29 protein-coding genes are annotated in these 25,607 nt (G+C 69.9%); 8 read left to right on the forward strand and 21 right to left on the reverse strand.

Annotation, left to right across the window (positions count from 1 at the left end; all coding sequences use genetic code 11):
• Nucleotides 1-86 precede the first annotated feature (86 nt).
• Nucleotides 87-686, reverse strand: a complete 600-nt coding sequence (locus tag ACIRRY_RS22250; RefSeq protein ID WP_403975317.1) for a TetR/AcrR family transcriptional regulator — start codon at nt 684-686, stop codon at nt 87-89.
• Nucleotides 687-747: 61 nt separating this feature from the next.
• On the opposite strand from ACIRRY_RS22250, the gene ACIRRY_RS22255 reads away from it, so the two are divergent.
• Complete coding sequence (locus tag ACIRRY_RS22255) at nt 748-1,578, forward strand: class I SAM-dependent methyltransferase (RefSeq protein WP_403975319.1); 831 nt, start codon at nt 748-750, stop codon at nt 1,576-1,578.
• Nucleotides 1,579-1,754: 176 nt separating this feature from the next.
• Here ACIRRY_RS22255 and ACIRRY_RS22260 read toward each other — a convergent pair whose 3' ends face one another.
• Nucleotides 1,755-2,603 (reverse strand): putative RNA methyltransferase, encoded by an 849-nt coding sequence (locus tag ACIRRY_RS22260; RefSeq protein WP_403975321.1) that lies wholly within the window; start codon nt 2,601-2,603, stop codon nt 1,755-1,757.
• A gap of 324 nt (nt 2,604-2,927) precedes the next feature.
• On the opposite strand from ACIRRY_RS22260, the gene ACIRRY_RS22265 reads away from it, so the two are divergent.
• From ACIRRY_RS22265 to ACIRRY_RS22275, 3 genes are all read left to right on the forward strand, one after another.
• Nucleotides 2,928-3,095 (forward strand): hypothetical protein, encoded by a 168-nt coding sequence (locus ACIRRY_RS22265; RefSeq protein WP_403975323.1) that lies wholly within the window; start codon nt 2,928-2,930, stop codon nt 3,093-3,095.
• Entirely contained in the window at nt 3,092-3,565 is a 474-nt protein-coding gene (locus tag ACIRRY_RS22270; protein WP_403975325.1) for a hypothetical protein, read from the forward strand. Before ACIRRY_RS22265 ends, ACIRRY_RS22270 begins: the two co-directional genes overlap by 4 nt.
• A 357-nt stretch (nt 3,566-3,922) precedes the next feature.
• A complete protein-coding gene (locus ACIRRY_RS22275) occupies nt 3,923-4,477 on the forward strand; it encodes a transglutaminase-like domain-containing protein (protein WP_403975327.1) in 555 nt (184 codons plus the stop codon).
• Nucleotides 4,478-4,754: 277 nt separating this feature from the next.
• On the opposite strand, the gene sigJ is transcribed toward ACIRRY_RS22275, so the two are convergent.
• The 4 genes from sigJ to ACIRRY_RS22295 form a co-directional block, all read right to left on the reverse strand.
• Nucleotides 4,755-5,627, reverse strand: coding sequence for an RNA polymerase sigma factor SigJ (gene sigJ, locus ACIRRY_RS22280; protein ID WP_403975330.1), 873 nt, complete (start codon nt 5,625-5,627; stop codon nt 4,755-4,757).
• 93 nt (nt 5,628-5,720) lie between these two features.
• The gene (locus ACIRRY_RS22285) at nt 5,721-6,500 is read right to left on the reverse strand and encodes an SDR family oxidoreductase (RefSeq protein ID WP_403975332.1); all 780 of its coding nucleotides are present in this window, start codon (nt 6,498-6,500) and stop codon (nt 5,721-5,723) included.
• Between the two features lie 14 nt (nt 6,501-6,514).
• Nucleotides 6,515-6,952: a hypothetical protein gene (locus ACIRRY_RS22290; protein ID WP_403975334.1), complete on the reverse strand. Its 438-nt coding sequence runs from the start codon at nt 6,950-6,952 to the stop codon at nt 6,515-6,517.
• Nucleotides 6,953-7,016: 64 nt separating this feature from the next.
• Nucleotides 7,017-7,490, reverse strand: coding sequence for a GNAT family N-acetyltransferase (locus ACIRRY_RS22295; protein ID WP_403975337.1), 474 nt, complete (start codon nt 7,488-7,490; stop codon nt 7,017-7,019).
• 78 nt (nt 7,491-7,568) lie between these two features.
• Between ACIRRY_RS22295 and ACIRRY_RS22300 the strand changes: the two genes are divergently transcribed.
• Nucleotides 7,569-8,618: an aminoglycoside phosphotransferase family protein gene (locus ACIRRY_RS22300; protein WP_403975340.1), complete on the forward strand. Its 1,050-nt coding sequence runs from the start codon at nt 7,569-7,571 to the stop codon at nt 8,616-8,618.
• On the opposite strand, the gene ACIRRY_RS22305 is transcribed toward ACIRRY_RS22300, so the two are convergent.
• The 6 genes from ACIRRY_RS22305 to ACIRRY_RS22330 form a co-directional block, all read right to left on the reverse strand.
• Entirely contained in the window at nt 8,605-9,108 is a 504-nt protein-coding gene (locus tag ACIRRY_RS22305; RefSeq protein WP_403975581.1) for an HAD domain-containing protein, read from the reverse strand. The two genes, ACIRRY_RS22300 and ACIRRY_RS22305, sit on opposite strands and share 14 nt — an antisense overlap.
• 100 nt (nt 9,109-9,208) lie before the next feature.
• Nucleotides 9,209-9,838, reverse strand: a complete 630-nt coding sequence (locus ACIRRY_RS22310) for an RraA family protein (protein WP_403975342.1) — start codon at nt 9,836-9,838, stop codon at nt 9,209-9,211.
• A 63-nt stretch (nt 9,839-9,901) separates the two neighbouring features.
• A complete protein-coding gene (locus tag ACIRRY_RS22315) occupies nt 9,902-12,136 on the reverse strand; it encodes a phosphotransferase (RefSeq protein ID WP_403975345.1) in 2,235 nt (744 codons plus the stop codon).
• Nucleotides 12,137-12,390: 254 nt separating this feature from the next.
• Nucleotides 12,391-13,260: a winged helix-turn-helix domain-containing protein gene (locus tag ACIRRY_RS22320; RefSeq protein ID WP_403975347.1), complete on the reverse strand. Its 870-nt coding sequence runs from the start codon at nt 13,258-13,260 to the stop codon at nt 12,391-12,393.
• 335 nt (nt 13,261-13,595) lie between these two features.
• Nucleotides 13,596-14,309 (reverse strand): HAD family hydrolase, encoded by a 714-nt coding sequence (locus ACIRRY_RS22325; RefSeq protein WP_403975349.1) that lies wholly within the window; start codon nt 14,307-14,309, stop codon nt 13,596-13,598.
• A gap of 29 nt (nt 14,310-14,338) precedes the next feature.
• Nucleotides 14,339-15,217 carry a GntR family transcriptional regulator gene (locus ACIRRY_RS22330; protein ID WP_403975352.1) on the reverse strand — a complete coding sequence of 293 codons (879 nt, stop codon included), beginning with the start codon at nt 15,215-15,217 and terminating at the stop codon, nt 14,339-14,341.
• 166 nt (nt 15,218-15,383) lie between these two features.
• Between ACIRRY_RS22330 and ACIRRY_RS22335 the strand changes: the two genes are divergently transcribed.
• Nucleotides 15,384-15,572 carry a hypothetical protein gene (locus ACIRRY_RS22335; RefSeq protein WP_403975354.1) on the forward strand — a complete coding sequence of 63 codons (189 nt, stop codon included), beginning with the start codon at nt 15,384-15,386 and terminating at the stop codon, nt 15,570-15,572.
• Nucleotides 15,573-15,616: 44 nt separating this feature from the next.
• On the opposite strand, the gene ACIRRY_RS22340 is transcribed toward ACIRRY_RS22335, so the two are convergent.
• The 3 genes from ACIRRY_RS22340 to ACIRRY_RS22350 all read right to left on the reverse strand — a co-directional run bounded on the left by ACIRRY_RS22340 (nt 15,617) and on the right by ACIRRY_RS22350 (nt 19,266).
• A complete protein-coding gene (locus ACIRRY_RS22340; protein ID WP_403975357.1) occupies nt 15,617-16,549 on the reverse strand; it encodes a GntR family transcriptional regulator in 933 nt (310 codons plus the stop codon).
• A gap of 253 nt (nt 16,550-16,802) precedes the next feature.
• Nucleotides 16,803-18,065, reverse strand: coding sequence for a GNAT family N-acetyltransferase (locus ACIRRY_RS22345; RefSeq protein ID WP_403975360.1), 1,263 nt, complete (start codon nt 18,063-18,065; stop codon nt 16,803-16,805).
• A 238-nt stretch (nt 18,066-18,303) separates the two neighbouring features.
• The gene (locus tag ACIRRY_RS22350) at nt 18,304-19,266 is read right to left on the reverse strand and encodes a zinc-binding dehydrogenase (protein WP_403975583.1); all 963 of its coding nucleotides are present in this window, start codon (nt 19,264-19,266) and stop codon (nt 18,304-18,306) included.
• Nucleotides 19,267-19,369: 103 nt separating this feature from the next.
• Between ACIRRY_RS22350 and ACIRRY_RS22355 the strand changes: the two genes are divergently transcribed.
• Nucleotides 19,370-19,999 carry a TetR/AcrR family transcriptional regulator gene (locus ACIRRY_RS22355; protein WP_403975362.1) on the forward strand — a complete coding sequence of 210 codons (630 nt, stop codon included), beginning with the start codon at nt 19,370-19,372 and terminating at the stop codon, nt 19,997-19,999.
• 44 nt (nt 20,000-20,043) lie between these two features.
• Here the strand turns inward: ACIRRY_RS22355 and ACIRRY_RS22360 are convergent, their stop codons facing one another.
• Nucleotides 20,044-20,997 carry an asparaginase gene (locus tag ACIRRY_RS22360; protein WP_403975364.1) on the reverse strand — a complete coding sequence of 318 codons (954 nt, stop codon included), beginning with the start codon at nt 20,995-20,997 and terminating at the stop codon, nt 20,044-20,046.
• Between the two features lie 79 nt (nt 20,998-21,076).
• Nucleotides 21,077-21,679 (reverse strand): aerial mycelium formation protein, encoded by a 603-nt coding sequence (locus ACIRRY_RS22365; RefSeq protein WP_403975367.1) that lies wholly within the window; start codon nt 21,677-21,679, stop codon nt 21,077-21,079.
• 160 nt (nt 21,680-21,839) lie between these two features.
• Between ACIRRY_RS22365 and dtd the strand changes: the two genes are divergently transcribed.
• Nucleotides 21,840-22,265, forward strand: a complete 426-nt coding sequence (gene dtd, locus ACIRRY_RS22370) for a D-aminoacyl-tRNA deacylase (RefSeq protein WP_403975369.1) — start codon at nt 21,840-21,842, stop codon at nt 22,263-22,265.
• A 37-nt stretch (nt 22,266-22,302) separates the two neighbouring features.
• Here the strand turns inward: dtd and ACIRRY_RS22375 are convergent, their stop codons facing one another.
• The 4 genes from ACIRRY_RS22375 to ACIRRY_RS22390 form a co-directional block, all read right to left on the reverse strand.
• A complete protein-coding gene (locus ACIRRY_RS22375; protein ID WP_403975372.1) occupies nt 22,303-23,268 on the reverse strand; it encodes a YgfZ/GcvT domain-containing protein in 966 nt (321 codons plus the stop codon).
• 10 nt (nt 23,269-23,278) lie between these two features.
• Nucleotides 23,279-23,764 carry a Fur family transcriptional regulator gene (locus ACIRRY_RS22380; RefSeq protein WP_403975375.1) on the reverse strand — a complete coding sequence of 162 codons (486 nt, stop codon included), beginning with the start codon at nt 23,762-23,764 and terminating at the stop codon, nt 23,279-23,281.
• 15 nt (nt 23,765-23,779) lie between these two features.
• Nucleotides 23,780-24,355 carry an FABP family protein gene (locus ACIRRY_RS22385; protein WP_403975377.1) on the reverse strand — a complete coding sequence of 192 codons (576 nt, stop codon included), beginning with the start codon at nt 24,353-24,355 and terminating at the stop codon, nt 23,780-23,782.
• Between the two features lie 231 nt (nt 24,356-24,586).
• On the reverse strand, nt 24,587-25,324 hold the full coding sequence (locus ACIRRY_RS22390) for a hypothetical protein (protein WP_403975380.1): 738 nt from the start codon (nt 25,322-25,324) through the stop codon (nt 24,587-24,589).
• Nucleotides 25,325-25,607 lie beyond the last annotated feature (283 nt).

Genomic DNA, 25,607 nt, shown 5'->3' on the forward strand with positions numbered 1-25,607 from the left:
CGGTGATCCGTCAGTCGCCGCTCGGCTGGGCTTCGGTGCGGGCGAGACTTCGTACCGCTGAGGCCGGAGAAGTCGTTCGCAGCCAGTCACGACCGAGGTGGCCGCGAGGCGCCGGCGATGACGGTGGTCACCATCTTGCGGACGGCGGCGGTCTGCGGCGGGGCGCTTGCCCGGTCGGCGAACAGCAGGTGCCCGGCGCCGACGAGGGTGGGGGCGAGGGTGTCGATGTCGGCATCGCCGGCCAGGCGCCCCAACTCCCGCTCGGCGGTGAGGTAGGCGGCGATCATGGCGGTGCCCTGTACGGCCAGGGGGATGCCGGTCAGACCGGCCTCGCGCAGTCGGGCGCGGAGGCCGTCACGGAAGATGATGAGCGCGACGACGGCCACCGTGACCGGACCGAACAGGTCCTGCAGCGCGTCGGCGAGGTTGTCCACCACGCTCCCGGTGCCGGCGGCCGCGCGCAGAGTCGTGGTTCGGTCCTCGATGCCGCGGACGCGGTCGAGAACCAGTTCCGCCAGGAAAGCGTCGAAGTCGGTGAAGTGCCGGTGCAGCACTCCCTTGGCGCAGTTCGCCTCCTCCGTGACCGCCCGGCTGGTCAGCGCGTCGGGCCCGTCCCGAAGCAGGACGCGCTCGGCGGCTTCGAACAACTGGCCGCGCACATTGTGGATGTGCACCCCTGACGGCATCTCTCCCTCTCCGCGCCGGCCCAGCCTTAACAAGTGGGCAACCGCCCATTAGTGTGGGCGCATGCCCACTTTATCGCAGGGCCCGCCGGACAGGTCCGGACCGGAGCCCCACCGCCACCGTCAGACGGCCGAGTCGTTCGGGGTGGACGCCGAACGCTACGACCGCGCCCGGCCGCCGTATCCCCAAGCCCTGGTGGACAGGATCGTCGCGGCAAGCCCCGGTCGGCGCGTCCTCGATGTCGGAGCCGGGACCGGCATCGCGGCCCGGCAGTTCCAGGCGGCCGGCTGCACGGTGCTCGGTGTCGAGCCCGACGAGCGGATGGCCGCCTTCGCGCGACGCAGCCGAGTCGAGGTCGAGGTCGCCAGGTTCGAGAACTGGCAGCCGGCCGGGCGGCAGTTCGACGCGGTCGTCGCCGGCACCGCCTGGCACTGGGTGGACCCCGTCGTCGGCGCGGCCAAGGCGGCCCAGGTGCTCCGGCCCGGCGGCCGGCTCGCGCCCTTCCACCACGTCCCCCAGCTCCCGGCCGAGGTGATCGACGCCCTCGCCGAAGCACTCCACCGGGTCGCCCCCGACTCCCCGTTCGGCCCCGGCCTGCTGAGGGGATCGGCCGTGGACGCATACCAGCCGCTGTTCGCGAGAATCGCCGACGGGATCCGGCGGACCGGCAGCTTCAGCGAGCCGGAACAGTGGCGCTTCGCCTGGGAGCGCGCCTACTCCCGAGAGGAATGGCTCGACCAGCTCCCCACCTTCGGCGGCCTCACCCAACTCCCCGCGGACGCGATGGCGGAGGTCCTGGACAGCGCCGGGACCGCGATCGACAGGCTCGGCGGCCACGCCACCATGCCCTACACATCCGTCGTGATCACCTCGACCCGCTCCCGCACGGCCTGACCGCCGCGGACGTCGGGCACCGCCGGGCGCGACCAGACCGCGACGAGCACCCTGGCGGCGGCTGCCCACGGTTGAGTGGGGCATCGACCGCCGACCTGTCCCCTCAGCCGTAGACACCGCAGGTCAGAACCTCCTCCCGCCCAGAGTCATCCGGGACAGGACAACGGGGCTCATGGTCACCGAGGCCGGTAGGCCGTGGCCAGTACGGAGACGGTGACCCGGTCGGGCAGGGGACCGTGACCCCTCAGGTCCGTGTGGGTCAGGTGGCGGGCGCTCGGTGTCATCCCGATCAGGTCGATGACCTCTTGCCTGGTCAGGGGTGTGGTGTAGGCGACGTGCCGGGTCCCGGCGGCCTGGAAGTACGGGTCCAGCGCCTGCCGCAGGCGCTGTTCCTTGTCGGGGTCGATCGTGACCACGTCCGGCACCTGGCCCCGTAGCTCGGCCAGGTGCCGCTCGTCGGGGCGCAGCACGATCAGCCGCCCGGTCGGACGGAGCACTCGGTGGAACTCGGAGGGGTTGCGCGGGGCGAACACGTCCAGCACGACGTCGACCCCCTGGTCCACCAAGGGAAAAGGACGGAACACGTCCCAACTCGCCGCAGCCGCTCGCGGATGGGCTCGGGCCGCCGAGCGCAGGGCGCGTGCCGACGTGTCGAGCCCCAGGCCGCGGGTGCCGGGCAGGTGATCGAGTACGCCGGCCAAGTAGTGGCCGGTGCCGCATCCGACGTCCACGACCGTGCCCCGCGCAGGCAGGACGTCGGCCGCCATACGGGTCAGGGTCCGGTGGATGGGGGCGTACCTGCCGGTGGACAGGAACCGGTTTCGGGCCTGGACCATGGCCGCGTCGTCACCGCTGGTGGCGCGGACGCCCGTGAGCAGGCTGACGTAGCCCTGACGGGCGATGTCGAAGGTGTGGCCCGCCGGGCAGCGCAGTGAGCCGCGGCCGGGTCGGAGACGGGCGTGGCACACCGGGCAGCGCAGCAGGTCGAGAAACGGTTCGAGGGCAGGGGGAAGCAACGCGGGCACAAGGCACTCCTGGCAATGGTGGAGGAAAGGGACCGTGCCTGTACGCGTGCGCGAGAGCCGCCGTCGCGAGAAGAACGGGGCCCGGCGTCCCGCCGCCTCGATGCGGGCGGCACGGGGAAGCAGGAAGACGGATCACGTAACAGGCACACCAAGGAGGGCGACGCCCTACGGCATCGCCCTCAACGCCTCGTGATCACAGAGCCTGGATGTGCTGGGTCCACATGTCCCCACCTTACGAGCCGGCACCAGCAGCCGCGCACTCCAGGTGGGGCCGCGTCCGTCGATCCCGCCACCCGGATCCCGGAGCCAACCAGACTGGTATCCATGGCAGTTGAGCGGATCTGGTTGGACGTTCCCTTCGTCGAGAAGGAGCAGGCGAAGGACCGTGCTCGCCCCCCGGGCAACACCTCCGTCGGCCCGACCGCTCACGTCAACGAGACCGCCACCCGGATCCGGGGCGTCCGGCACTCCCTCACCGAGGAGCAGCAATGACCTCCGGCCTCCGCATCACCTGGACGCTGGGTTCACACGGATGGGCCGACTGCACCCTCGACGACCATCGCGCGAAGGCCGAACTCACCGCGTCCCACATCACCCACGCACCCGAGGAGTTCCTGACCGCGGTGGCCCGGCTCGTCGCGGGCGAGACGGAGACCCGTGCCCAGTTCGAGGCCGAGCCGACCGCCTACCGGTGGATCTTCTACCGCGAAGGCGAGGACATCTGGATCCGCGTGCTGGAACTGCGCCACGGCGGCGATCACGACACCAAGGGAACCGAGATCTGGTCCGGTCAGCTCGGTCTCGACCAGCTCGCCCGCGCGGCGATCCGCTGCTTCGACGAGGTCGCGCGGACCTACGGCGAGAGCGGCTATCGGGGCAAGTGGGGCGAGCACTTCCCCCGAACCGAACTCGAAGCCCTCAGACACCTCTGGCGCACTCACCGGCATCCCGAGGACACCTAGTCCGGACAGCGCACACCGCTCAGGTCGGGACTCACCCTCTACGCTCCCCGGTCATGACCGATGAGACGCTCGATCCGCTCGACCCGCTCACCCTCGACCACTCCCGGCCCGGCCCCCTCACCCTCCTCGCTCCCGAGCAGCTGTGGCTCGTCAAGGAGCTGCCGGACGACCCGGTCGGCGTCTGTACCGCCGTGCGGGACCTGGTCATCCAGCCGGCCGACGCCACCGAACTCGGCCTTCCCGAGCGGCGGTTCGCGGAGAAGGACATACGGCCGGTGAAGGAGCTGGTCGCCACTCTGACCGCGCTGGACCCCAGTCCCCTGCACTACGGCCGGCCGGCCGGCCGAGAGAAGGGTGGTGGGTACGTGCCGCCACTTCGCCACCATCGCCTGCGCGTTCCTGCGGGCGCGGGGCATCCCGTCCCGGGCCAGGTGCGGCTTCGGCACCTGCTTCCTGCCGGGACGCGGCCTCGACCACTGGATCACCGAGTACTGGAACGCCGACGAACGGCGCTGGGTGCGCGTCGACACGGAGCATCTCGGCCACGACTACGTCGAGCGCCCGGACGACCTCGCGCCGGGCGAGTTCCTGACCGGCGGCGAGGCGTGGATCCAGTACCGCGAGGGTCTGATCGACCCGCACCTGTTCGGGGTGCCCGGCACCGATCACGCCTGGGGCCCCGCCGAGATCAGCGGCAACGCCGTCCGCGACCTCGCCGCCCTCTGCAAGCGGGAGATGCTGCCCTGGGACGAGTGGGGCCGGATGACCGACGCCTACGAGAACAGGACCGGCCCCGACTACGACCGCCTCATCGACACCGTCGCCGAGACCTGCGCCGAAGCCGAACCGACGGCTCTGGCCCGCCTGTTCAGCAGGGCCGAGCTGCTGGTTCCGCGGCAGATGATCGACTGACGTCCAGTACGCCAAGCACGTCCATCACAGCCACCACAGCCACCCCGTCCAGCCGCCCCCGCGAATGATCGCTCGGCCGAGACCCCGGACGCCGGAGCCCGGGCGACATCGGCGAAGTACTGCTCGTAGGCGTCCGGGGCGAGGCCGAGGGTGCCCCCTGAGTGAGGCCGACGAACAGTGCTCTGAGCGCGGTGGCCGGACGTTGCGCCGGGTACGACGTCACGGCGCCCCCGTTGTACGACCTGCCCGTGAACAGCGCGACCAGGTGGCTCTCCCGCTACCCGTTCCACGCCCGCAACTTGTCCGGATTGACCACCAGCCACAGGTCGGTGATCAGTCCACCCCCCACCCCCACCGCGAGCACGGCGAACGTGGTTCCCCCGATCCGGACCGCCACCCCGGGCGTCCCGTTGACGTCCTCCTCGACGAGTTCCACCTCGGGTTCCCGGCGCATGAGGCCGAGGAAGAGGCGGGCCACCTTGTCGCGGCCGACGACCGGACGCAGGGCCGCCCGCACCTTGCCGCCGCCGTCGCTGCGCGACTCGACCGCGGGGTCGAGGAGGGCGACCAGCGCGTCGAGGTCACCGGTCTCGCAGGCCTCGCGGAACGCGGAGACGACGCGCCCGTGTTCCTCCGCCGTACTGCTGCCGTGCGGCCGGTGGGCCAGGCGCCGGCGTGCGGAGGAGGCGAGTTGGCGGCAGGCCGCGGGCGTACGGCCCACCGTCTCGGCGATCTCGGTGAACGGCATCCCGAACACGTCGTGCAGGACGAAGGCGACCCGCTCGGCAGGAGTTATCGAGTCGAGCAGCACCAGCATCCCCATGCTGACCGACTCGTCGAGGGTGATCCGGTCGGCCGGATCGTCCGCGCCCGCACCGCCCGTGCTGGTCCACCCGGCCCCGTGCCGCACCGGCTCCGGCAGCCACTCGCCGGTGTACCGCTCCCGCCGCGCCCGCGCCGAGCCCAACTGGTCGAGGCAGATCCGCGAGGCGACCCGGGTCAGCCACGCCATCGGCACGTCGATCGCCCGCTGCCCCTCCTCGGACAGGGCGTACCAACGGGCGTACGTCTCCTGTACGACGTCCTCGGCGTCCTGCACCGAACCGAGCATCCGGTACCCGAGGTTGAGCAGCCGACGCCGCTCGGCCATGAGCGACCCGATGGTCGGGTCCTGACCCGGACCTGACGGCGGCGAGGGTGGCGACGGTGACGAGGGTGGCGGCAGCGCATCGGACACGGCGGGTCATCCTCCCTGAGCAGGACTGCGGCGCCGCGCAACATGCTCCGCGAGCCACGCATCGAAGGTCTGACCGCCCCGCTCCCCGGGGGCCCCGGCGACCGGCAACTGCCCGTCCCCCGTCATCGCCGCCCCCACCGCACCCGGCATCCGCACCGGCAGCACCAGTCGCCGCTCCTGCCGGGCCCGCAGCAACCGGCGCACCATGTCGACGAGTTGCTCGACGCGCGGTCCGGCGAGATCCGGGGCCATGCCCTGCGCCGGGGCCAGCGCGAGCCGCACCAGGTGCCGGGCGACCTCGCGTGCCGCGACCGGCTGGGTCCGCATCCGCGGCACCACCGCGAGCGGCCCCGGCACCCGGTCGAGGGTCTGCTCCGCGAACTCGTGGAACTGCGTCGCGCGCAGCACCGTCCACGGCAGCGGGCCCTCCTTGACCACGTCCTCCTGGCGGAGTTTGCCCCGGTAGTAGCCGAGGCCGACCCGGTCGATGCCGACGATCGACAGCACCACGTGATGCCGTACGCCGGCCCGCTCGCCCGCGTCCAGCAGCCGGCGCCCGACGGTGTCGAAGAACGCGACCGACTTCCGCGCGCTCGTGGTCGTCACGTTGCTCACGTCGACGACCGTGTCCACCCCGTCGAGCGCGGCATCGAGCTCCGCGCCCCCGGCTAGGAGGTCCACACCCCGCGACCGGCTCAGCACCACCGCCTCCTGCCCGGCCGCGACCAGTTCCTCGACCACGTACCGGCCCACCAGCCCGGTACCGCCCGCCACCGCCACCCGCATGCCGACCCTCTCCTTCACCGGGACCCACCCCGCTGACCAGCACGGGCCGACCCCGCCACCGGCACCAACAGCACCGCCGCCAGCAGCACCAACGCGGCCAGGAACACCACGTTCAGCACCTGGTCCCGCGTCCCGTACATGTCGAGGTGCTGCACGTGATAGCTGAAGTGCAGCACGTTGAAGACCAGCCAGACCGCACCTGTCGTCTGGACCAGCCTGGTGTTCCGCACCTGGCGCAGCGCGATCAGCGTCAGACAGGCCAGCGCGAGGAACATCGCCCCCGCGTCCTTGGCGAGATGCTCGTTGTAGGGACCGAGCTGGGGCAGCCACTTCAGCCCGAGCCCGGGGAAGTTCGCGTACCACCCCGTCGGCGAGAAATAGGCCCAGAGGCCTGTGTACAGACTGACCACGGCCAGCAGACCGAGGCTGAGGTACCGGATTCTTGTGTTCATACCGGTACGACGACACAGCCCCCGCGAATGTCAGGCGAACTCACATGTCAGGCGAACTCACATGTCAGGCCGAGCGCCGGACCGCCGACCCGGTCGCCTCCCGCACCATGAACACGTCCACGGCGTCCTCCGCCTCGACGACGAACCCGTACCGCTCGTACAACCGCCGGGCCGGACTCCCTCGCAACACGTTCAGCCGTACGACGGGAACGCCGTCCCGGTCGCACCGCTCCAGCAGTTCCCGCAGCACACCGGAACCGATCCCGCCGCCCTGAAGCCGCGCGTCGAGATAGAAATGCTCCAGCCAGTGACAGCCGGCATCCGCGTCCGGCCGTAGCGCCACGCATCCGGCGAACGCGCCGCCCACCTCGATCACCCAGGTGCACTCCGGCTCGAACCCGTCCCGCAGCCGTTGCCGCACGCGCCGGGCGTCGTAGCGCCCGAGCCGTTCCAGATCGGCGCGCAGCACCTCCGCGCGCAGCTCGGCCACCACCTCGACGTCGGCCGCCGACGCGGGCCGTATCTCCCAGTCCGCCATGATCGGCACGCTACCGCGCGGCCTTGTGCCCCACAGAAATCAATGGCATCCCGCGACCCCCGCTGCTGGAATGACCCGATGCAGGACGACGACACATCGGTGGTCATTGACCGCGGGCAGCACGAGAACTCCAAGACCCCCTGGGACGAGGGGAGTTGGCGCGGCGAGCTGCTCGGCTGGGCCGACCGCGAACTCGCGGCGAGAGGACTGCGTACGGCGGGCCGACGGGGTGTGCGGCTGCGCCCTTGGTCCGTACTGGTCCGCATCCCGGTCGAAGGCGTGGATGCCGTCGGCCGCCCGGCCACCGTATGGCTGAAGGCGAGCCCCCCGGCCGGCGCCTTCGAGGCCCCCCTCACCGCCGCACTCGCCCGCTGGGTCCCGGAGTACGTCCTGCACCCCCTCGCCGTCGACGCCGACCGCGGCTGGTCGCTGCTCCCCGACGGCGGCGACCTCTTCCGGCAGGTCCTCGACCGCGGCCCGGCCGACCCCCGCGACTGGGAGGAACCCCTGCGCCAGTACGCGACGATGCAACGCGCGCTCGTCCCGCACGCCACGGCCATGGAACAGCTCGGCGTCCCCAGCGCCCGCACGACGGCACTGCCCCAAGTCTTCGACCGGACAGTGGAGTTCATCCGGTCCGCCCTCCCGGCGAGCACGGACGTGGATCCCGCGAGGCTGCACGCCCTGCGCCCCCGTCTGGTCAACTGGTCTGCGGAACTGGCCGAGTTGGGCGTCCCCGACTCCCTTGACCACTCCGACCTGCACGACGGCCAGTTGTTCCACCCGGAGCCCGGCCGCTTCACCTTCTTCGACTGGGGCGACGCGGCCGTCTCGCACCCGTTCTGCAGTTTCCTGGTCCCGGCCGGCGACATCGCGGAACGCTACGGCCCCGAGTCGCTCCCCCGTCTGCGCGACGCCTACCTGGAGCCCTGGACGGGAAACGGCCGTACCAGCAAGGAACTTCACCGCGCCCTGTCCCTGGCGGAACGGCTCGGTGCCATCGGCCGCGCGGTCTCCTGGGGCCGGCACTTCCCGGGCGCGTCCGACGAGACGCGCGCGGCGGGCGCGAGGGCGAGCGCGCGGTGGCTGCTGAAACTGTCGCCGGACGAACCCCTCACGACCGGTTGACGGCCAACCACGCCTCCATGGCGGCGAAATCCGCCCCCGTGATCCCGTACCGATGGTCGACGCGTCGCAGCAAGGCCCGTTCGGGATGATGGGCGGTCACCCAGTCGCGGTCGGCGTCCCGGATCTCGTCGTCCACCCAGACGAAGGGCCGCCCGGCGGCCCAGGCGACGAGCGACCGGGTCTTCCAATGCAACCCGCCGCCCTCCTCCTCCGCTTCCCCTTCCTCGGCCGGATCGGGCCAGTCCACCAAGGGGAGTTGGGGCAATCCGAGCCAGGGCGCGACGCACACGTTCGCGTCGTCCATCCAGGTCGTCGCCCACACCAGTTCGCACCGCAGCGCGGTGAGCCGCGACCCTAGCGAGGGATCGATCCGGGTCAGCAGGGGAGGGTCGTCGGCCGTGGGCGGCGCGAAGCCCGGCGCGAACACCGGGTAGGGCCGCGACGCACCGAACGGAAGCAACGTCCCGTCGACATCGAGGAAGAGAAGCATCGCGACCAGGATCGACCACATCCCGCTCCCCCGCCAGACACGTCACTCCCCTCTTCCACTCCTCTGCGCCAAGCAGGTCACACCTCTTACGCCCCGCAGGTCACCCTTCGAACCCGCCCGCGCGCAGCAACTCCTCGACCCGGGCCCGGTGCGCCGCCTCCCACTCGTCGAGGCTCTCGCCGGCCTCCTGATCGAGCCGCGCCAACGCCCCCGCGAGCACCTCGGCCCGCCGCGCACCCGGCACGACCACGACCCCGTCGTCGTCGGCCACCACGACATCCCCGGGGTCGACGGCGACTCCCCCGCACCGTACCCGCTCGTTCAGCGGCAGTACGGCCTTCTTGACCCCGGGGATCGGCACGACCCCCCGCCCGAACACGGGGAAGCCGTCCGCCCGCACCTCTCCCAGATCCCGGATCACCCCGTCGACGACGAACCCGGCCACACCGCGCCGCTGCGCGACGGCACACACGTTCCCGCCGGCGAGCGCGTACTCCACGTCCCCGGACTCCACGACGATCACCGCGTCGGGCTCGGCACGGTAGATCGCCGCGTGCAGCATGAGGTTGTCCCCCGGAGGACACCGCACGGTGAAGGCCGGCCCGACAAGCCGCCGCACCGGGCTCCACAGCGCACGGATGCCGAGATCCATCACCTGCGCCGGGCCGAGCAGGTCGGCGAGGGTGGTCGTGGGGATGTCCTCGAAATCGGTGATGCCAGTCGCAGTCATACGACGGACGCTATCGCCCCGCCCTTGGCTGCCGAGGCGGCCCTCCTCGTGCGGCCAACTCCCTTATGCCAAGGCGCGGGCAAGGTAGGGATTGGCGCTTCGGCGGACGGTCAGGCCCAGGGAACCGGTGGCCGCCGCCAGGGTCATCGCGTACGAGTCCACGGCGCGGCGGACGTTGGGAGCGTCCAGGCTCGCTCCGGTGACCAGGCGGTCGAGGTCCACGTACGCGGACCGCACGATCTCGATCCAGCGGTAGACGCGCCAGTCCTTCTCCCAGTCCCTGGTGTACGCGGCGGGCAGATCACGCTCCCAGCGGCGGAACATGCGGTCGCGGATCTCCGGCCGGGTCGGGGTGAGGTGCATGTGGCGGACCAGGTCGTAGAGGGGGTCGCCGACCACCGCCATCTCCCAGTCGATGATCGTCAGCGCCAGGCTGTCGTCGCGGCGGACCAGGTTCCACGGGTTGAGGTCCCCGTGCAGCAGGGTGGAGGCCCGGTGGCTCACCTCGTACCGCGAGAGGATCTCCCGGAGCCGGAACGAGTCGGGGAGTCCCACGAACCTGGCCAGTTGCTGCGACTCCTTCGGCAAACCCTGTACCAGAGCGACGAGTTGTTCGCTCAGCCACCGGTAGAAGCCACCGACGCCCGCCGCGAGCGGGTCGACCTGGATGTAGTCCACCTCGGTCAACGCGCCGAGTTGGGCGATGAGCCCGTCCGCCTCGTGCGGCAGCAGCCCGTGCACCGGGTGGTTGGGCTGCTTACGGGTGTCGCCCGGACCTTCGTAGGTGTGGATGGCGAACAGGTCCTTGGAGTACGTCGGGATGTCGACGGCCCATTTGGAGTGACTCTCGCCCAGTGCCAGGACCCTCGGTGCCGCCACCGCCGCGTTCGACCGCTCGATGGCCTGCAACACGGCGTGCTCACTGAGAAAACTGCGCTCCCGCCGGTAGACGTTCGCCACCTTGCGCCGCACCACGACGGGGAAGGCCGTGCCCGGTACCCGGACCACGGTGTTGAGATGCGCGGTGCCCTTGAACACCCGGCTGGCCGGTGCCGCGCCTTCCAGGAACAGGGCGTCCTTGACGGCGGCGTAAGGGAAGGCGGGGTGCTCCGGGACGCGCAGGTCCTTCTTCCAGGCGATCGCCGACCGGCCGGCCGTACCGCGCCGCGCGGAACCGCCGGCCCCGGCGGAGGCCCGCCAACGGAACAGGATCCGCTCGATCTCGCGCTCACCGGGCACATGACTGAGCCGCAGCGGCTCCGCACCCGCCTCCAGGGCCCGGCGGACGGCGGCCGTCGCCTCGTCCAGACTCTTCTGGTCGAACCGTTCCTCCAGGGACTTCGCGGCCCGCATGACGTCCGGGTAGACCGACTGCGCCCGCTCGAACGCGACGTAGTGCCGCAGGTCCTTCGCCAGACCGTTGACGGCCGCGGGCCGGACGGCCTGCATGGCGTGCCCCCAGGCCTCGACGACCTCGTCCCACTGGTACGACGGGTAGTGCATCCGGACGAGGTGGGTCGCGAGGTCGTGCAACGGATCGCCGAAGGTCGCCAGTTCCCAGTCGACGCAGATGAGCGGCGGGTCACCGGCGTACGACATGATCAGGTTGTCGCGGTGCAGGTCGGCGTGGAGCAGGCTGTACGGTCGCCGCGCCATGACCGGTACCCGCTCGGCCAAGCGGATCAGGGCGTCCTCGGCGATGCCGAGAGCGGCGAACAGGCCGCCGAAATGAGGCCAGTTGGGCTTGCGGATCTGGATGTCCGCCATCAGGCACAGCGTCCGCAGAAAGCCTTGGCTGTCCGTGTGTTTGCTGGGCCAGAGCGACGGTCTGGGCGGCAACGCCCCACTGCGGACCTGGGTCATCTGGGCCAGGAGACCCACCAGCGCCTTCATGAGCAGAGTGTCGACCGGCTTTCCGTTCCCGCAGACACTCGAGAGCGGTACACCCTCCACATAACTATGGACGGCGAAACCTTCCCTCTCGATCAGGCACTCGGGCACATGGGGCAGCACGCCCTTGATGGCCCGGAGGATCTCCGCCTCGTTCTCCCAGGTCCTGATCACCACGGGCAGCGCCTCGCGACGTCTGACCCGCACGGTCACAGAGGTTCCGGGCTCCCGGCCCACCAGACCGGCCATGGGTTCGGTCAGCGGCAGGACGTAGTTCTGGTTGTGGAAACCGTTGCTCGCCTGTCCTACCTCTGTGGCATGCCGTCTGAATGCCTCATAGACGGCATCGGACCGAACACTGGTGGCGCGTCTCCCAGTCACAGGACTGGAGACAGGCGGTGCGCCCACTGGCCGCTCCGGAGTACTCGCGCGGAAAATGCAAGGGTGTCAAAACAGGTGGGAGAAAACGGGTTTGGGAAACGCGGATCACTAGTCCCAGGTGGTACACGTCAGGACTAGATTCACGGTCGACTGGCTGAAACGTGTGGGTTTGCCAGACATCCGTACCAGGTCGCCCAAGGTTGGCCTGTATGCCATCCCTTACGCACGAACGGGAGCGGTTGCTCACACGATTGGGGCATGCTAGCGCACGCGCGCAAGCCTTATTCCGTGAGCCGCGTCCAGACGGACTCGAACCATGTCGTCATGCCGTCCACGAAGACGGACCCCGGCGAGGTCGGGTCGGCGTCCTTCACATGGTGGGTGAGGGTGGCGCCGTAACCCAGCACGTCGAGCGCCGTGATGTTGTCACCGTCGTCCAGGACCACCGCGCGCTCGATGACCGTGTAGACGCCGTGCAGCACCTCACCATTGATCACGTACAGCTTGAAGGTCGGCGTCAGGGGCGTGTGGCGGATCTCCAACTCGACGGACGAGACGAGGTTTTCGGCCTCCAGAGCCGTCAACACCTCATGCAGGGACTCCGTGTGACGCTTGGTGATGTGGTGCAGCCTGTCCTGCAGCCTCGGATCGTCCTGGTCGTCCTTGGCCCGCGGATACGGCAGGGTCATCGACTCGCTGGGCAGCAGCACGCGCAGGGCGATGCGCTGCGGAGCGATGTTCTTGGCGCGGATCCGCTCCGCCTGCAAACGGATGTGCGCGTCCAGGGACTCGGACGTCAACGTGTAGACATCCAGGGTGACTTCAGGTTTTTCGAACGCCTCTCCTATGAGAGGCCCCAGCGTCAGCGCCTGGCGTGACCTGCTGGCTCGGGGGGACGAGGACTGTACGCGCTGGTTCTTGATGACGCGGGAGCCCTTGCCCTGCCGGGACTCGATCCAGCCTTCGCTGCGCAGCTCCTCCAGGACCCGCTGCACGGTGTTGCGGGAGACTCCGAACTCCGCCGCGAGCACGGACTGAGCCGGCAGATAGGAGTCCAGCGGATACGCCCCGTCCGCCATCCGGACCCGGAGTTCCTCCGCGACCCGGCGGAACTCCTTGCCGCCTGCCTCGTCCTTCCCCGTCCCGGTCATACACGGTATGTACCGCCCCTGACTGATCGACAAACCGCGATCAGTCAGGCAAGAAGTCAACTCGAAGGCGGTCAACTGGCAGGTTACTGGATCAAGTTGACCGGGCATTTCGCTACAAGCAGTCAACTTGCCGAAACAGACGACAACTTGACCGATTGCCCGGAGGGGCCGCTAGGGGGTGGGTGCCATGGGCATCCAAGTACTCGGGGTCACCGTGCAGTTCGACGATCTGGCCCAACTGGCGCTCTGGACCCTAGGGTTGCTCACCTCCCTGGCGGCCTGGCTCCGCAGACGCGGCAAGCGCTCAGGCAAGCAGAACAGTCGTACCGCCCGCGCTAACCGCGGAGCATCATCAGCAAGGGCTCGAGGGAGTCGACCACGTGCGCTGCTCCGCCCTCCCGCAAAAGCTTCGCTTTGTATTCGTTACGCGCGTAGCCGAGGAACGGGACCCGGGCCTCACTCGCGGCGTCGAAGTCCGAGGGGGAGTCGCCGATCATCAGGGCGGCGGCCGGCGCGGCCCCCATGGCGCTCAGGGCCCGGTTGAGAGAGTGCGGGTCGGGCTTCAGCCGGTGGAGGTTCTGGGTGCGGCCGTAGATGTGCGGGGCGAAGCAGGTGAGGAGGCCGCGGCTCTCCAGGTATTCGCGGGCCACCTGGGGGGAGTTGTTCGTGGCGATCGCCAGCCGGGAGCCCACCGCGGTCCAGGTGCGGATCAGGATGTCGGCGTAGGCGGTGGGCATCGCGGAGGCGGCGGCTCTCATCTCCTCCTGGGTGAGACGTTCCTCCAGCTCCGCCACCAGGTCGCTGCCGGGATGCCGACGGTCCACGGCGCGCAGCACTATGTGCGGGTCCAGGGATTTCCGTTCGGTCTCCGTGAGCAGGCCGTGGAGGCCTCGCCCCTCCAACCACTCGGCCAGTTCGCGGGCCACCCGCTCCGCCTTGTGTCCCGCGAAGAGCCGGCAGATCGGCCCGTCGAAGTCCCACAGCACCACTCGCGCACGCGTGATCAGTTCCCGCAGGTTTTGGGTCTCTTCCGCTGTCTCTGCTGTCACCGGTTCAGTCTGCGCTGTATCAGGAGTCACTAGGAGAGTGTCAGGTCCGTGGTGATGGTTTCCCAGAGGGCGTCGAACCACTTCTGCGACTGCTCCACGAACGCGGCGTCCCGTTGGCCGGCCTGCCGCAGGAAGGAGAAGAGGACGGACTGGGAGCCGAGGGCGTCGTACATCTCCAGGGTCTCGCTGTTGTACTCCTCCTCGCGCTCGTCGAGCACGTAGTACCCGAGCAGGGCCTCTTCCTCGTTCAGGAGGTACAGCTTGATCGGTGGGGTGAACGGCAGGGCGCGGAACGTGACGTGGACGTCGATGCCGTGGGTGGCGCGGAGGGCCAGCAGGTTGTGCTGGAGCACCTGGGCCTGGGCGTTGCGCATGGTCAGCCAGCGCTGGTGGACCGGATCGTCGTCGCCGCGGTCCTCCACCGAGACCGGGAAGGCGAGGGCGATCTCCCGGGAGGGGAGCAGCACGCGGACGTCGACCGAGGTCGGGCGGGCGCGGCCCTCGTGGATCAGGCGGACCGACTCGCCCACCGCGAGCATCAGGCTCTCGGCGGTCAGGCAGGCCGCGTCGAGCCGTACGTTCGGCTTGGTGAAGGCCTCGGACAGGCGGGGGGCCAGGGCCACCATGGTCGGCTGGGGCTCGCCCGGCACGGGAGAGGGTTCCGCGATCCGCGGCGGACTCCCCTTGCTCACGTTGGTCAGCAGTCCCGCCTCCTGGAGCAGGCGCAGTGCCTGGCGTACGGCGCCGCGTTCGACGCCGAACTCCTCGGCCAGGTCGGCCTGGGTGGGCAGGCGGTCCCCCGCCCTGAGGTCTCCGGTGCGGATGCGGTCCCGTAGGGCGTCGGCGATCTCCTGGGGCGAGAAGCTTCTGCTGCCGTTCACTGCCACGTTCTCCTGGGTCACGACCAAACGGTATAACTCTGCCCCATCTAAGGGGAGTTGTTTGGAACCTGATTGTAAGTAGGTGTGAGTAGGTGCCAATCGGGAACAACTTAAGCAGAGTTGGCTGCCAACTTCATAGAGTTGCTTCAAGTTGGTGGAAGTTTTGCTTCCACAGCCCGAAGGGGGAACCACCGTGCCTGCCATCGCCCTCCTCTCCGCCGTCTTCGTCGTCGGCTTCGAGCAGATCGTCCAGTGGAAGTACGGCGCCACCGGCATCGTCGGTCTGCTGTTGCTCTCCATCGGCATCAAGGCCAAGAGCCCGGCCCTCAGCTCCATCGGGGCCGTCGTCCTGGCCTTGTTGGTCACCGGACCGGCCCTGTGACCCGTACGACAGGCCTCTGTCGGGTCAGCCGCCGCGGGAGGTGATCAGCTCGTGGGTGTCAGCGTGAGCTCCGAACTGATCGTCTCCCACAGCGCGTTGAACCACAGGTGCGACTGTTCCACGAACGTCGTGTCCCGCAGTCCCGCGCCCTGCTCGAAGGCGAACAGCATCGACTGGGTGCCCTCCGCGTCGTACATCTCCACCTGCTCGTGCCCGATCTCCGCCTCGCGCTGGCTCAGCGTGTAGTAGGCGAAGAGCGCCTCCGCGCCGTTGAGCAGGTACAGCTTCACCGGCGGGGTGAAGGGGAGGGCGCGGAACGTGACGCGCACGTCGATACCGTGCGTCGCGCGTAACGCGAGCAGGTTGTGCTTCAACACCTGCCCCTGGGCGTTGCGTTGGGCGAGCCAGCGGCGTTGCAGCCGGCCGTCGACCGGTGCGTCCGCCCGGTCCACCCGGTCCACCCGGGAGGGGAAGGCGAGGTCGATGTCGCTGCTCGGCAGCAGCACCCGGACGTCGACCTTGGCCGGTTTCAGACGTCCGGTATGGATCTGACGCAGCGGCTCCCCGATGGCCAGCGTGAGCGAGACCGCAGTCAGACAGAGGGCCTCTATCTCGACGTGCGGCTGCGCGAAGGCCGCCGCGATCCGCGGTCCCAGACCCACCATCGTCGGCTGCGGCGGCGCTCCCGGGCCGGTCAGCGCCAGGGTGAGGTCGGGGGCCACGGTCGCCGGGCTGCCCTTGGAGACGTTGGTGAGCAGCCGCTCGGACTGCAGGATGCGCAGTGCCTGTCGTACGGCACCTCGCTCGACGCCGAACTCGTCCGCCAGCTTGGCCTGGGTGGGCATGCGCTGGCCGGGCCGCAGTACACCGGACCTGATCCGGGTGCGCAGCTCGTCAGCCAGCTCGTGGTGTGACCACTGTGGCCGTGGTGACCTCGTCCGTCCATTGACGGTGGCGTGTTCCGGGTCCACGACCAAACACTACAACTTCCCGCCATCTTTCGGCAGTTCAAGGAAAGGTGGTTATGAGACGTACCCAAGAGGAGATAACTAGAAGAGAGTTGGTCACCAACTTGGCTAACTTGGCCGACCGGGTCTCTCTCCTGGAGGGGAGCCGAGAGCCCGGCGGCCGGCACCACCACAACCACAACTGAACAGCTACGGATGAGTCCAGCAAGAGTCCGGTCGGTCCCGCCAAGAGGCCGTCAACAGGCACCAGGCGAAAGGTCGTTCAGAAGATGTCCGGGCACCAAGGTCGCCTGGACGTACGCAGCAGGGCGTCGGCCACACGGGCGGCGCCCGCTCGTTCTTCCCGTACCCGGCCCAGCGCCGCGAGCCGTACGGCCGACTCGTCCCCCAGCCACAGCGTCGCCAACTCCCGCACATCCAGCGCGAGTTCGGCACTCTCCGTGGTAGGCGCGCAGGACGCGCCCCGCTCCGAGGCCACCAACCGGTAGCGCCCGCCCGCCAGTCCGGCCGCGTCGACCACCTCGAACACCAACGTGCCCTCCCCCTCGTACGACCGCGCCTCCATGGCCCGTACGACATCCAGGATCCGCACCCACAGCCAGTCCGCCTGGGTCGTGATGGTGGCCGCGCGCGGGTCCGGCAGGAGGAGGGGCAGCAGGTCGTCCGGGGAACGCCGGCCCGACTTCACCTTCGCCACCCAGTCGATCGAGCAGAGGTGGTGCCACAACGCACGCTCGGCGGCCGGGGTGGTGGCGATCAGGCTCTTCACCGTGGCCGTGTCGTGCGGCTGCTTGGCGTCGTTCCAGGTGTCGTCGCAGACGTACTTGGCCAGGCCCCGCACCTCGCCGTCCGCCGCGCGGTAGACGGCGTAGAACGGTTCGGCCCACGGCGCCGCGCGCGTCAGGCGGACCGCCCCCGTGGCGACCTGCCAGTACCGGTCGTCGCGGTTGATCGCGCCGGGCTGGGCGTGACGCAGCCGCTCGTGCAGTTCGGGACCGAGTTTGCGTACGTCCTCGCCGTCCACCAGGTCGATACGGCCGCCGTCCTCCGGCGCGGACCAGCGGGGGTCCAGGCCGGCGCGCGTGACGTCGATCTCCCACTGGGTCGCGGAGGTGGCGGGGCCGAAGCCGTAGCGGCCGTAGATCCGGTACTCGGCGGCGATCAGCGTGGCGACGACATCGCCCCGTTCCTTCGCCGCCGCCAGGTCCCGCTCCATCATGCGGGTCAGCAGGCCTCGGCGGCGGTGGGTGGCCGTGACGGACACGTTCGTGATCGCGTCGGCGGGGACGGGGGTGCCGCCCACGGCTGTGAGCTCCTGCGGGAAGGAGCGGAAGGTCGCTACGCAGCGGCCCGCGTCGAAGGCGCCGAGGGTGCGGGACGGGTCGATGTAGCTGCTGCGGTCGGCGAGTTCGGCGTCGGAGACGTCCGGGGTGCGCAGGAAACCGGTGTTGAGGGCGCGGATCCAGTCGGGGATGTCGGGGGTGGTGATGGGGCGTACGGCGAGGTCGTTTGCGCGCGGGGTCATGGGGGTCACGGTAGGTCGGTGGGGTGGGGGGTCGCGCGGATTTTTTCGCCCCCGCCGCCCCTACCCGTCCCATCCTCCAGGGGCTCCGCCCCGGACCCCACTGGGGCTGCGCCCCAGCCCCCCTTCGGCCCGGACCCTTCGGCCCGAACGGCCTCGTCCTCAAACGCCGGACGGGCTGGGAGGGCCCTTGATGACCTGCCGCAGGGGATCGTGGCGATCCCGGCGTTGACACCTTCGCCTACGGCGTCAGCACGATCCTGCCGAAGACCTCGCCCGCGTCCATTTTCTGGTGCGCCAGCACGGCCGCGTCCAGTGGCAGCACCTCGTGCACCACTGTCTCGATCTCGCCCCGGCTCGCCGCGGCGAACTGTTCGCTCCGCACGGCACGCCGGTCGGTTCCGGTGACGGTGTTCGCACTGAACGTGGCGAAGGACATCGACTTCTGGAACGCCGCCATGATCTTCGTGCCGAAGTCCGCCGGTGGCCGGCCCGCGACCGTGCCCACGGCCACCATCCGGCCGTTCGGGTTGAGCCGGTCGAAGAACGACGGCATGTCCTTGCCGGCCACCACGTCGATGATGACGTCATACCCCGCGGGAGCTGGTTCCCCTCCGTCGCCGGAGCGGTCCAGCACGTGGGTCGCGCCGAGGCGTCGCAACCGCTCCCCGCGCTCGGCCGAAGAGGTGGTGACCGCCACCGCGGCGGCGCCGCCGCGAGCGGCGAGTTGCACGGTCATGATCCCGATGCTGCCGGCCGCACCACGCACCAGGACCGTCTCCCCGGGAGCGAAGTGGGCGTGGCGGAGCCCGAAGTGGGCCACCACGCCGGAACTGCCGAGTGTCACCGCATCGACCGCGGAGAGGTTCACGGGCAGCGGAACGATCTCTTCGACCGGTGCGAGGGCCTGTTCGACGTAGCCTCCGCCGGTGCCGGTGAAGGCCCACACCCGCCCGCCGATCCACGAGGCGTCGACGCCGTCACCGACCGCGGTCACGGTGCCCGCCACCTCGCTGCCCGGGATGTGGCCCTCCTTGAAGCCGTAGGAGGCCAGTGCCCCGCTTCGGATCACGGTGTCGACCCCGCCGACGCCCACGGCCTCGGTGGCGATCACCACCTGTCCGGCAGCGGGTGCGGGAGTCGGCAGGTCGACAACAGCCAGACCCTCAGGACCTCCGTACGTCTGGATCGCGATCGCCTTCAGTGTCGTCTCCCCTGTTCCGGCGCCGTGCGCCCCGATGATCTCGGTGAGCTGCTACGTCTCGAACGTTAACGGACGCCCCCGTCCGTTTAGGTAAAGTGAGAGCATGATCGACCGTTTGCCTCACACCCTGCGTTCCGACGCGCTGGACAACCGCGAGCGCATCCTCGACGCGGCCCGAGCACTGTTTTCCGCCGACGGCCTGGATGTGCCGATGCGGGAGATCGCGCGGGGCGCGGGGGTCGGACCCGCCACCTTGTACCGTCACTTTCCGACCAAGCAGGTGCTGGCCACCGAAGCCTTCGCGGACCAGTTGCGCGCATGTCGCACCATCGTCGACGACGGGTGCGCCGATCCCGATCCGTGGCGTGGCCTTTGCCTGGTGATCGAGAAGATCTGTGAACTGCACGCGCGCGACCGGGGTTTCAGCGAGGCCTTCATGTCGACCTTCCCAGGGGCGCCGGATGTCGCCGGCCGTGAGTACACGCTGAAAGCGGTCGCCGGACTGGCCCAGCGGGCCAAGGACGCAGGGCACCTGCGGCCCGACTTCGTCCTGGACGACCTCATTCTCGTCTTCATGGCCAACAAGGGGATCCACACCAGATCGACCGACGCCCAGGTAACGGCCTCCCGACGCTTCGCGGGGCTGGCGATCCAGGCCCTCGAAGCCTGCCCTCAGCACGCACCGCTGCCACCGGCGGCACGACTGGTGTCCGCAGCACCGGACAGCGCCTGACCGTGATCATCTGTCGGTGAGGTGCTCCCACGCGGAACCACGCCCTAGAACACCGCCCGAATCTCCCCCACCTCAAGCCCCCCGCCCAGCACCACGGCCCTGCCCAGTTCCCGTACCGGCGGCACCCCCATCAGCTCAAGCGCCCGCCCCAGCACCGGTCCCAACGCCCGTCCCGCCCCGTCCTCCACCTTGAACGCCAAGGCCCGCCCGTCCGGGAGGGCGACCGCCTGGACCGCCTCCGCGCCCATCTTCGACAGGAGGCCCGGTACCGCGCGCATCAGGTGGGTGTCGGGGCGGCGGGTGCCGGCCACGTACTCGGGGTGGGCGCGCATGGCGTCCGCGACCCGGCGTTCCGGGGAACCCGGGGTGGCCAGGACGAAGGTGCGGAAGGCGCGGGCCAGGCCGGTGAGGGTGATGGCCATCAGCGGGGCGCCGCAGCCGTCCGTGCCGACTGCCGTGACGCGCTCGCCCGAAGTTTCTTCCACAACCCTGTGGATAAGTTTTTGGAGCGGGTGCTCAGGGTCCAGGTACGACTCCAGCGGCCAGCCGCGCAGCGCGCTCGCCGCCAGCATGGCCGTGTGTTTGCCGGAGCAGTTCATGGTGATCCGGTCGCGTACGGCGCCCGACGCCAGGTACGTCTCCTGTTCGACCGGGTCCAGCGGGAGGTCCGACGGGCACTGCAACTGGCCCGCGTCCAGGCCGTGTTCGGCGAGGAGTCGGCGTACGAGATCGCGGTGGAAGAGTTCGCCGGAGTGGCTCGCGGCGGCGAGGGCGAGGCGTTCGCCGGTGAGGTCGAGGCCCGCGTGGAGGACTCCGGCCGCCTGCATGGGCTTGTTGGAGGAGCGGGGGAAGATCGGGGTGGTCACGTCGCCCAGGGCGAGTTCCACGGAACCGTCCGCCGCCAGGATCACCAGGCTGCCCCGGTGCCGGCTCTCGACGAAGCCGGAGCGGACGACCTCCGCGAGCACCGGCGGAGCGATCACCGGAGGGGCGATCACCGGAGGGGACGTACGGGGAGTGTCGGAAACCTCCGCGCCCTCTGCGCCCTCTGCATCCTCAGACGTCACTCCGGGCTCCTCACATCAGCAAGTCGTCCACCTGTGCCTCACCCTCACGGTACCTGCGGGCGATCTCCGCGCTACAGCCGTCGGCCGTGTGCTGGAGCACCTGACGGCGCCGGGACACCTGCTGTTCGTACCGCACGAGGCGGCCCATCGCGGTGGTCAGTTCCAGGTCGGTGCGGGCCTCCAGGTCGGAGAGTTCGACCTCGGCGAGCATCTCGGCGGCCAGCAGCCGGTACTCCTCGCTGTGCGGGGTGCCCAGCGTGACGTGCCGGGCCGAGGAGCGGTGCCGGGCGGGGGCGTCGGTCAGGATCTCCGAGAGACGGTCCACCACCGAGGCCGCGCCCGCCGGGGAACGGCGGGCCAGTTCCGCGCGCAGGATGTCGATCCGGCCCTGGAGGAGCCGTCGTACGTAACTCAGGTCGGCCTCGTCCCGCTGGGCGTCGCGGCGCAGCGCGCGCAGTTCCGGGAGCCGTAGCGCGGGAAGGTCGGGTGCGGGCGGTTCGGCGGCCAGCAGCGGGCTGTCGACGCGCTGCGCGGGCGGACGGCGGCCGGCCGGTCCTCCCGCGCGGATCAGCGAGACAGACCCAGGGGGCTGCCCGGTACTCGGTGTGCTCATGTGCCTCTACCCGTCCCCTCGACCGGCGTGTGGACTGCATCGTGCCACCCCCGGTGGCCGCTATGTGACCGAGTGCCCCCGAACGGCCCCAGATGGGGGGTTAAGCATCAAAAATAGGCCCGCCCGAAGGGATTCCCTTCGGCACGGCATCATGGGACCCATGCGAGCAGTGGTGCAGCGCGTGGACAGCGCGAGTGTCGTCGTCGACGGCGAGACGGTCGGGGCCGTCGACGGTGAAGGGCTGTGCGTCCTCGTCGGCGTCACCCACGAGGACACCAAGGAGAAGGCGGCCCAACTGGCCCGCAAACTATGGTCGATCCGCATGCTGCACGACGAGAAGTCGTGCAGTGACATCGACGCCCCGCTCCTCGTCATCAGCCAGTTCACGCTCTACGGCGACGCCCGCAAGGGCCGCCGCCCCACCTGGAACGCCGCCGCCCCCGGCGACATCGCCGAGCCCCTCGTCGACGAGGTCGTCGCCCAACTCCGCGCCCTGGGCGCGACGGTGGCGACGGGCCGCTTCGGCGCCCAGATGCGCGTCTCGCTCACGAACGACGGCCCGTTCACGGTGGTCGTGGACCTCTGAATGCCCCAAGACCCCAAGACCCCAAGACCTCTAGGGCTTAGGGCTCTACGACGACTTCCTGAGCGGCCGCCGTACTGTCGGCCAGCAGGGGCGCGTCCAGGGGCACGTTCCGCTTCACCAGCGCGAGGGCGATCGGGCCCAGTTCGTGGTGGCGTACGGACGTCGTGATGAAGCCGATCTTGCGGCCCTCCGGGCCCTCCTCCGCGAGCCTCAACTCCGTGCCGTGGCCCGGGAGATGGACCTCGCTGCCGTCGAGGTGGAGGAAGACGAGGCGGCGCGGGGGCTTGCCCAGGTTCTGGACGCGGGCGACCGTCTCCTGGCCTCGGTAGCAGCCCTTCTGGAGGTGAACTGCCGTGCCGATCCAGCCCAGTTCGTGCGGGATGGTGCGGTGGTCGGTCTCGAAGCCGAGGCGGGGGCGGTGGTGTTCGACGCGGAGCGCCTCGTAGGCGAGGATGCCGGCCGGGGGGCCCGCCTTCTCGGCGTACGACTCCAGGTCCTCACGCGGGAGGAACAGGTCGCGGCCGTACGGGGTTTCGCGTACGACGACGCCGGCCGGGACCTCGGCGATGGAACCGGCGGGGACGTGGACGACCGCGAACTCGCTTGTGCGGTCGGCCACTTCGACGCGGTAGAAGAACTTCATCGACTCCAGGTAGGCGATCAGCGCGTCCTGGGTGTCGGGTTCGGTGTGCATCCACACCGTGGTGCCGTCGTCGACGAGATACAGGGCGTGCTCGATGTGACCGTGCGCGGAGAGGATTAGCGCTTCGGTGGCGACGCCGGTGGGGAGGTCGCTGACGTGCTGGGTGAGCAGGAGGTGCAGCCAGCTCAGCCGGTCGTCGCCGGTGACGGCGACCACCGCGCGGTGCGAGAGGTCCACGAAACCGGTGCCGTCGGCGAGAGTGCGCTGCTCGCGGAACAGGTCGCCGTAGTGGGCGGCGACGCCTTCGTCCACTCCTTCGGCGGAGACGGCGCCGGGCAGGGACAGCAGGGGGCTCTTCATACAGGTAAGCCTACGACTCGGTAATTGAAGACTCAGTTGAAGTCTTCGACGAAGCCGTCGTCGAAGCCGTCGTCGAGGTCTTCATGGAACAGTCCCGGCAGCTGCCGAAGATCGCGAAGTGCTTCATGTCGGTCTCGAAGCCGAAGGTGTCCCGCAGCTTGGCCCGGAACTCCGCGGCGACCTCGACATCGGCCTCGATGACGTTCGTGCAGTCACGGCAGACCAGGTGGATGTGGTGGTGCCGGTCGGCGAGGTGGTACGTCGGCGCCCCGTGCCCGAGGTGGGCGTGGCTGACCAGGCCCAGCTCCTCCAGGAGCTCCAGGGTCCGGTACACCGTGGAGATATTGACCCCCGACGCCGTCTTCCTCACCTCGATGAGGATGTCGTCGGGGGTCGCGTGCTCAAGGGTGTCCACGGCTTCGAGCACGAGTTGCCGCTGCGGCGTCAGCCGGTAGCCGCGCTGCCTGAGGTCGCTCTTCCAGTCGATGCTCACCACACTGGAAGTGTAGGTCTACTTGAAGAATGCGATTCCGTCGTCCGGCATGTCGTCCGGGAGGGCCTTCGCCCAGCGTTCGACGTCGTCCGGGGTGACGATCTTCTTCAGGTGGGCCGACATGTAGGGGCGGAGTTCGACCTCGGGGGTCTGCTTCTCGCCGACCCACATGAGGTCGCTCTTGACGTAGCCGTAGAGGCGCTTGCCGCCGGTGTACGGGCCGGAGGCGGCGGTGCGGGCGACGGCGTCCGTGACGAGGTCGATCTGGGGCTTCTGCTTGGCGAGCTCGCCGTACCAGATCTCGACGACTCCGTCGTCGCGGGTCATCGTGACCTCTACCTTGCGGTCCGCGTCGATGCGCCAGAAGCCGGACTCGGTCTCCAGGGGGCGGACCTTGTTGCCGTCGGCGTCCAGGACCCAGGTGTGGGAGCGGTACTCCAGGAAGTCGCGGCCGTCGTGCGTGAAGGAGACTTCCTGGCCGAAGTTGCACTTCTCGGAGCCCGGGAAGTCGTGCACGCCCGCGCCGGCCCACTCGCCGAGCAGGAAGACGAGGGGGACCAGGTCCTTGTGGAGGTCGGAGGGGATCTCGATCATGGCGTCTGCAGTTCCTCGGTGGGGGTCAGCGCTGGCCCTGGTACAGCTTCTTCACGCTCAGTCCGGCGAAGGCGAGGACGCCGACGCAGACCAGGACCAGCAGGGTTTCGAAGAAGATCTCCACGGGTGCTCCTTGAGCGGTACGGCGGCACGGGCGGTGCGAACGGTTCGTGTACGTAGGCCGGGCCCCAGCTTAGTCGGCCGGGGCCCGGTGCTCTCTGCGAGGTACGGCTAGCCGAGCAGCTGGCTCTGCAAGGTCACCGTCTGCTGGAACGGGACGGCCTCGGCCTGCCCCTTCCTCGACTGCACGATCATCGCGAGGGTGTCGCCGGCCGTGGCGAAGCCCAGGCGGACCTGTTCGGCGCCGTACGGCTTCGTCTCGACGTACGGCAGGAGCGAGACGTTGGTGACCTTGGCCGCGTCCGGGAACTCGTCGTCCGACTCGTAGCCGTCGGCGCCGCGGACCGGGTAGGTGGGGGCCGAGTATCCGGCCAGGCCCGTCGAGATCGCGTCGGCGACCGTCGCCGTGTCGAACTGGAGCAGGTAGATCCGGGTGTGCGTGCCGTCCGGGGTGGTCCAGCCGCGTGCGGCGATGTGCCGCAGGCCCTGGTCCTTCAGCTTCTGGGCGATCTCGGTGCGGTCGTCGGCGGCGGAGAACTCGGCGAGGAACACCTTCGTGGCCAGCCAGCCGTCGCTGCCGTCGAGGGCCTTGTCCCCTACGGCTCCCTTCGGCGCCGGCAGCACCAGCGCCCGCAGGTCGGCGAAGTGGGCCCCCGCCGCGTTCTGCGTGGCGAACGGCCCCGGGCTGCCCGTGGGCAACGGCGGCTTGCTGACCGTCGGAAACGTCCACCGCCCGTCCGACGCCGTCCCCAGCCCCGGCACGTCCGACCGCTTCATCCCGGCGATCCCATAGGCCGTCCCGGCCCCGACCACCGCGAACACCACGACGGCGACCCCCCACCGAAGCACGGCACGGAGGACCCGCCGGTCTTTGCGGGGCGCGGTGGGCTGGGCCGCTTCTGGGACCGGCGCCAAGGGAAGCGGAGGTTCAGCGGGTGCCGGCCCAACTGGCCCGACCGGAGCGACCGGAGCGACCGGAGCGACCGGAGCTTCGAAGGCGATCGGTACCTCAGCAGCAACCGGAGCGACCGAAGGCTCCCCGTCCGCCGCAGCCACCGATGACTCGGAGACACCCGGAACGACCGGAGCCTCCGTGACTACCGGAGCAGCCGGAGGTTCCGCGACCGCGCGG

Source organism: Streptomyces sp. NPDC101776, assembly GCF_044766845.1.
Lineage (GTDB): Bacteria > Actinomycetota > Actinomycetes > Streptomycetales > Streptomycetaceae > Streptomyces.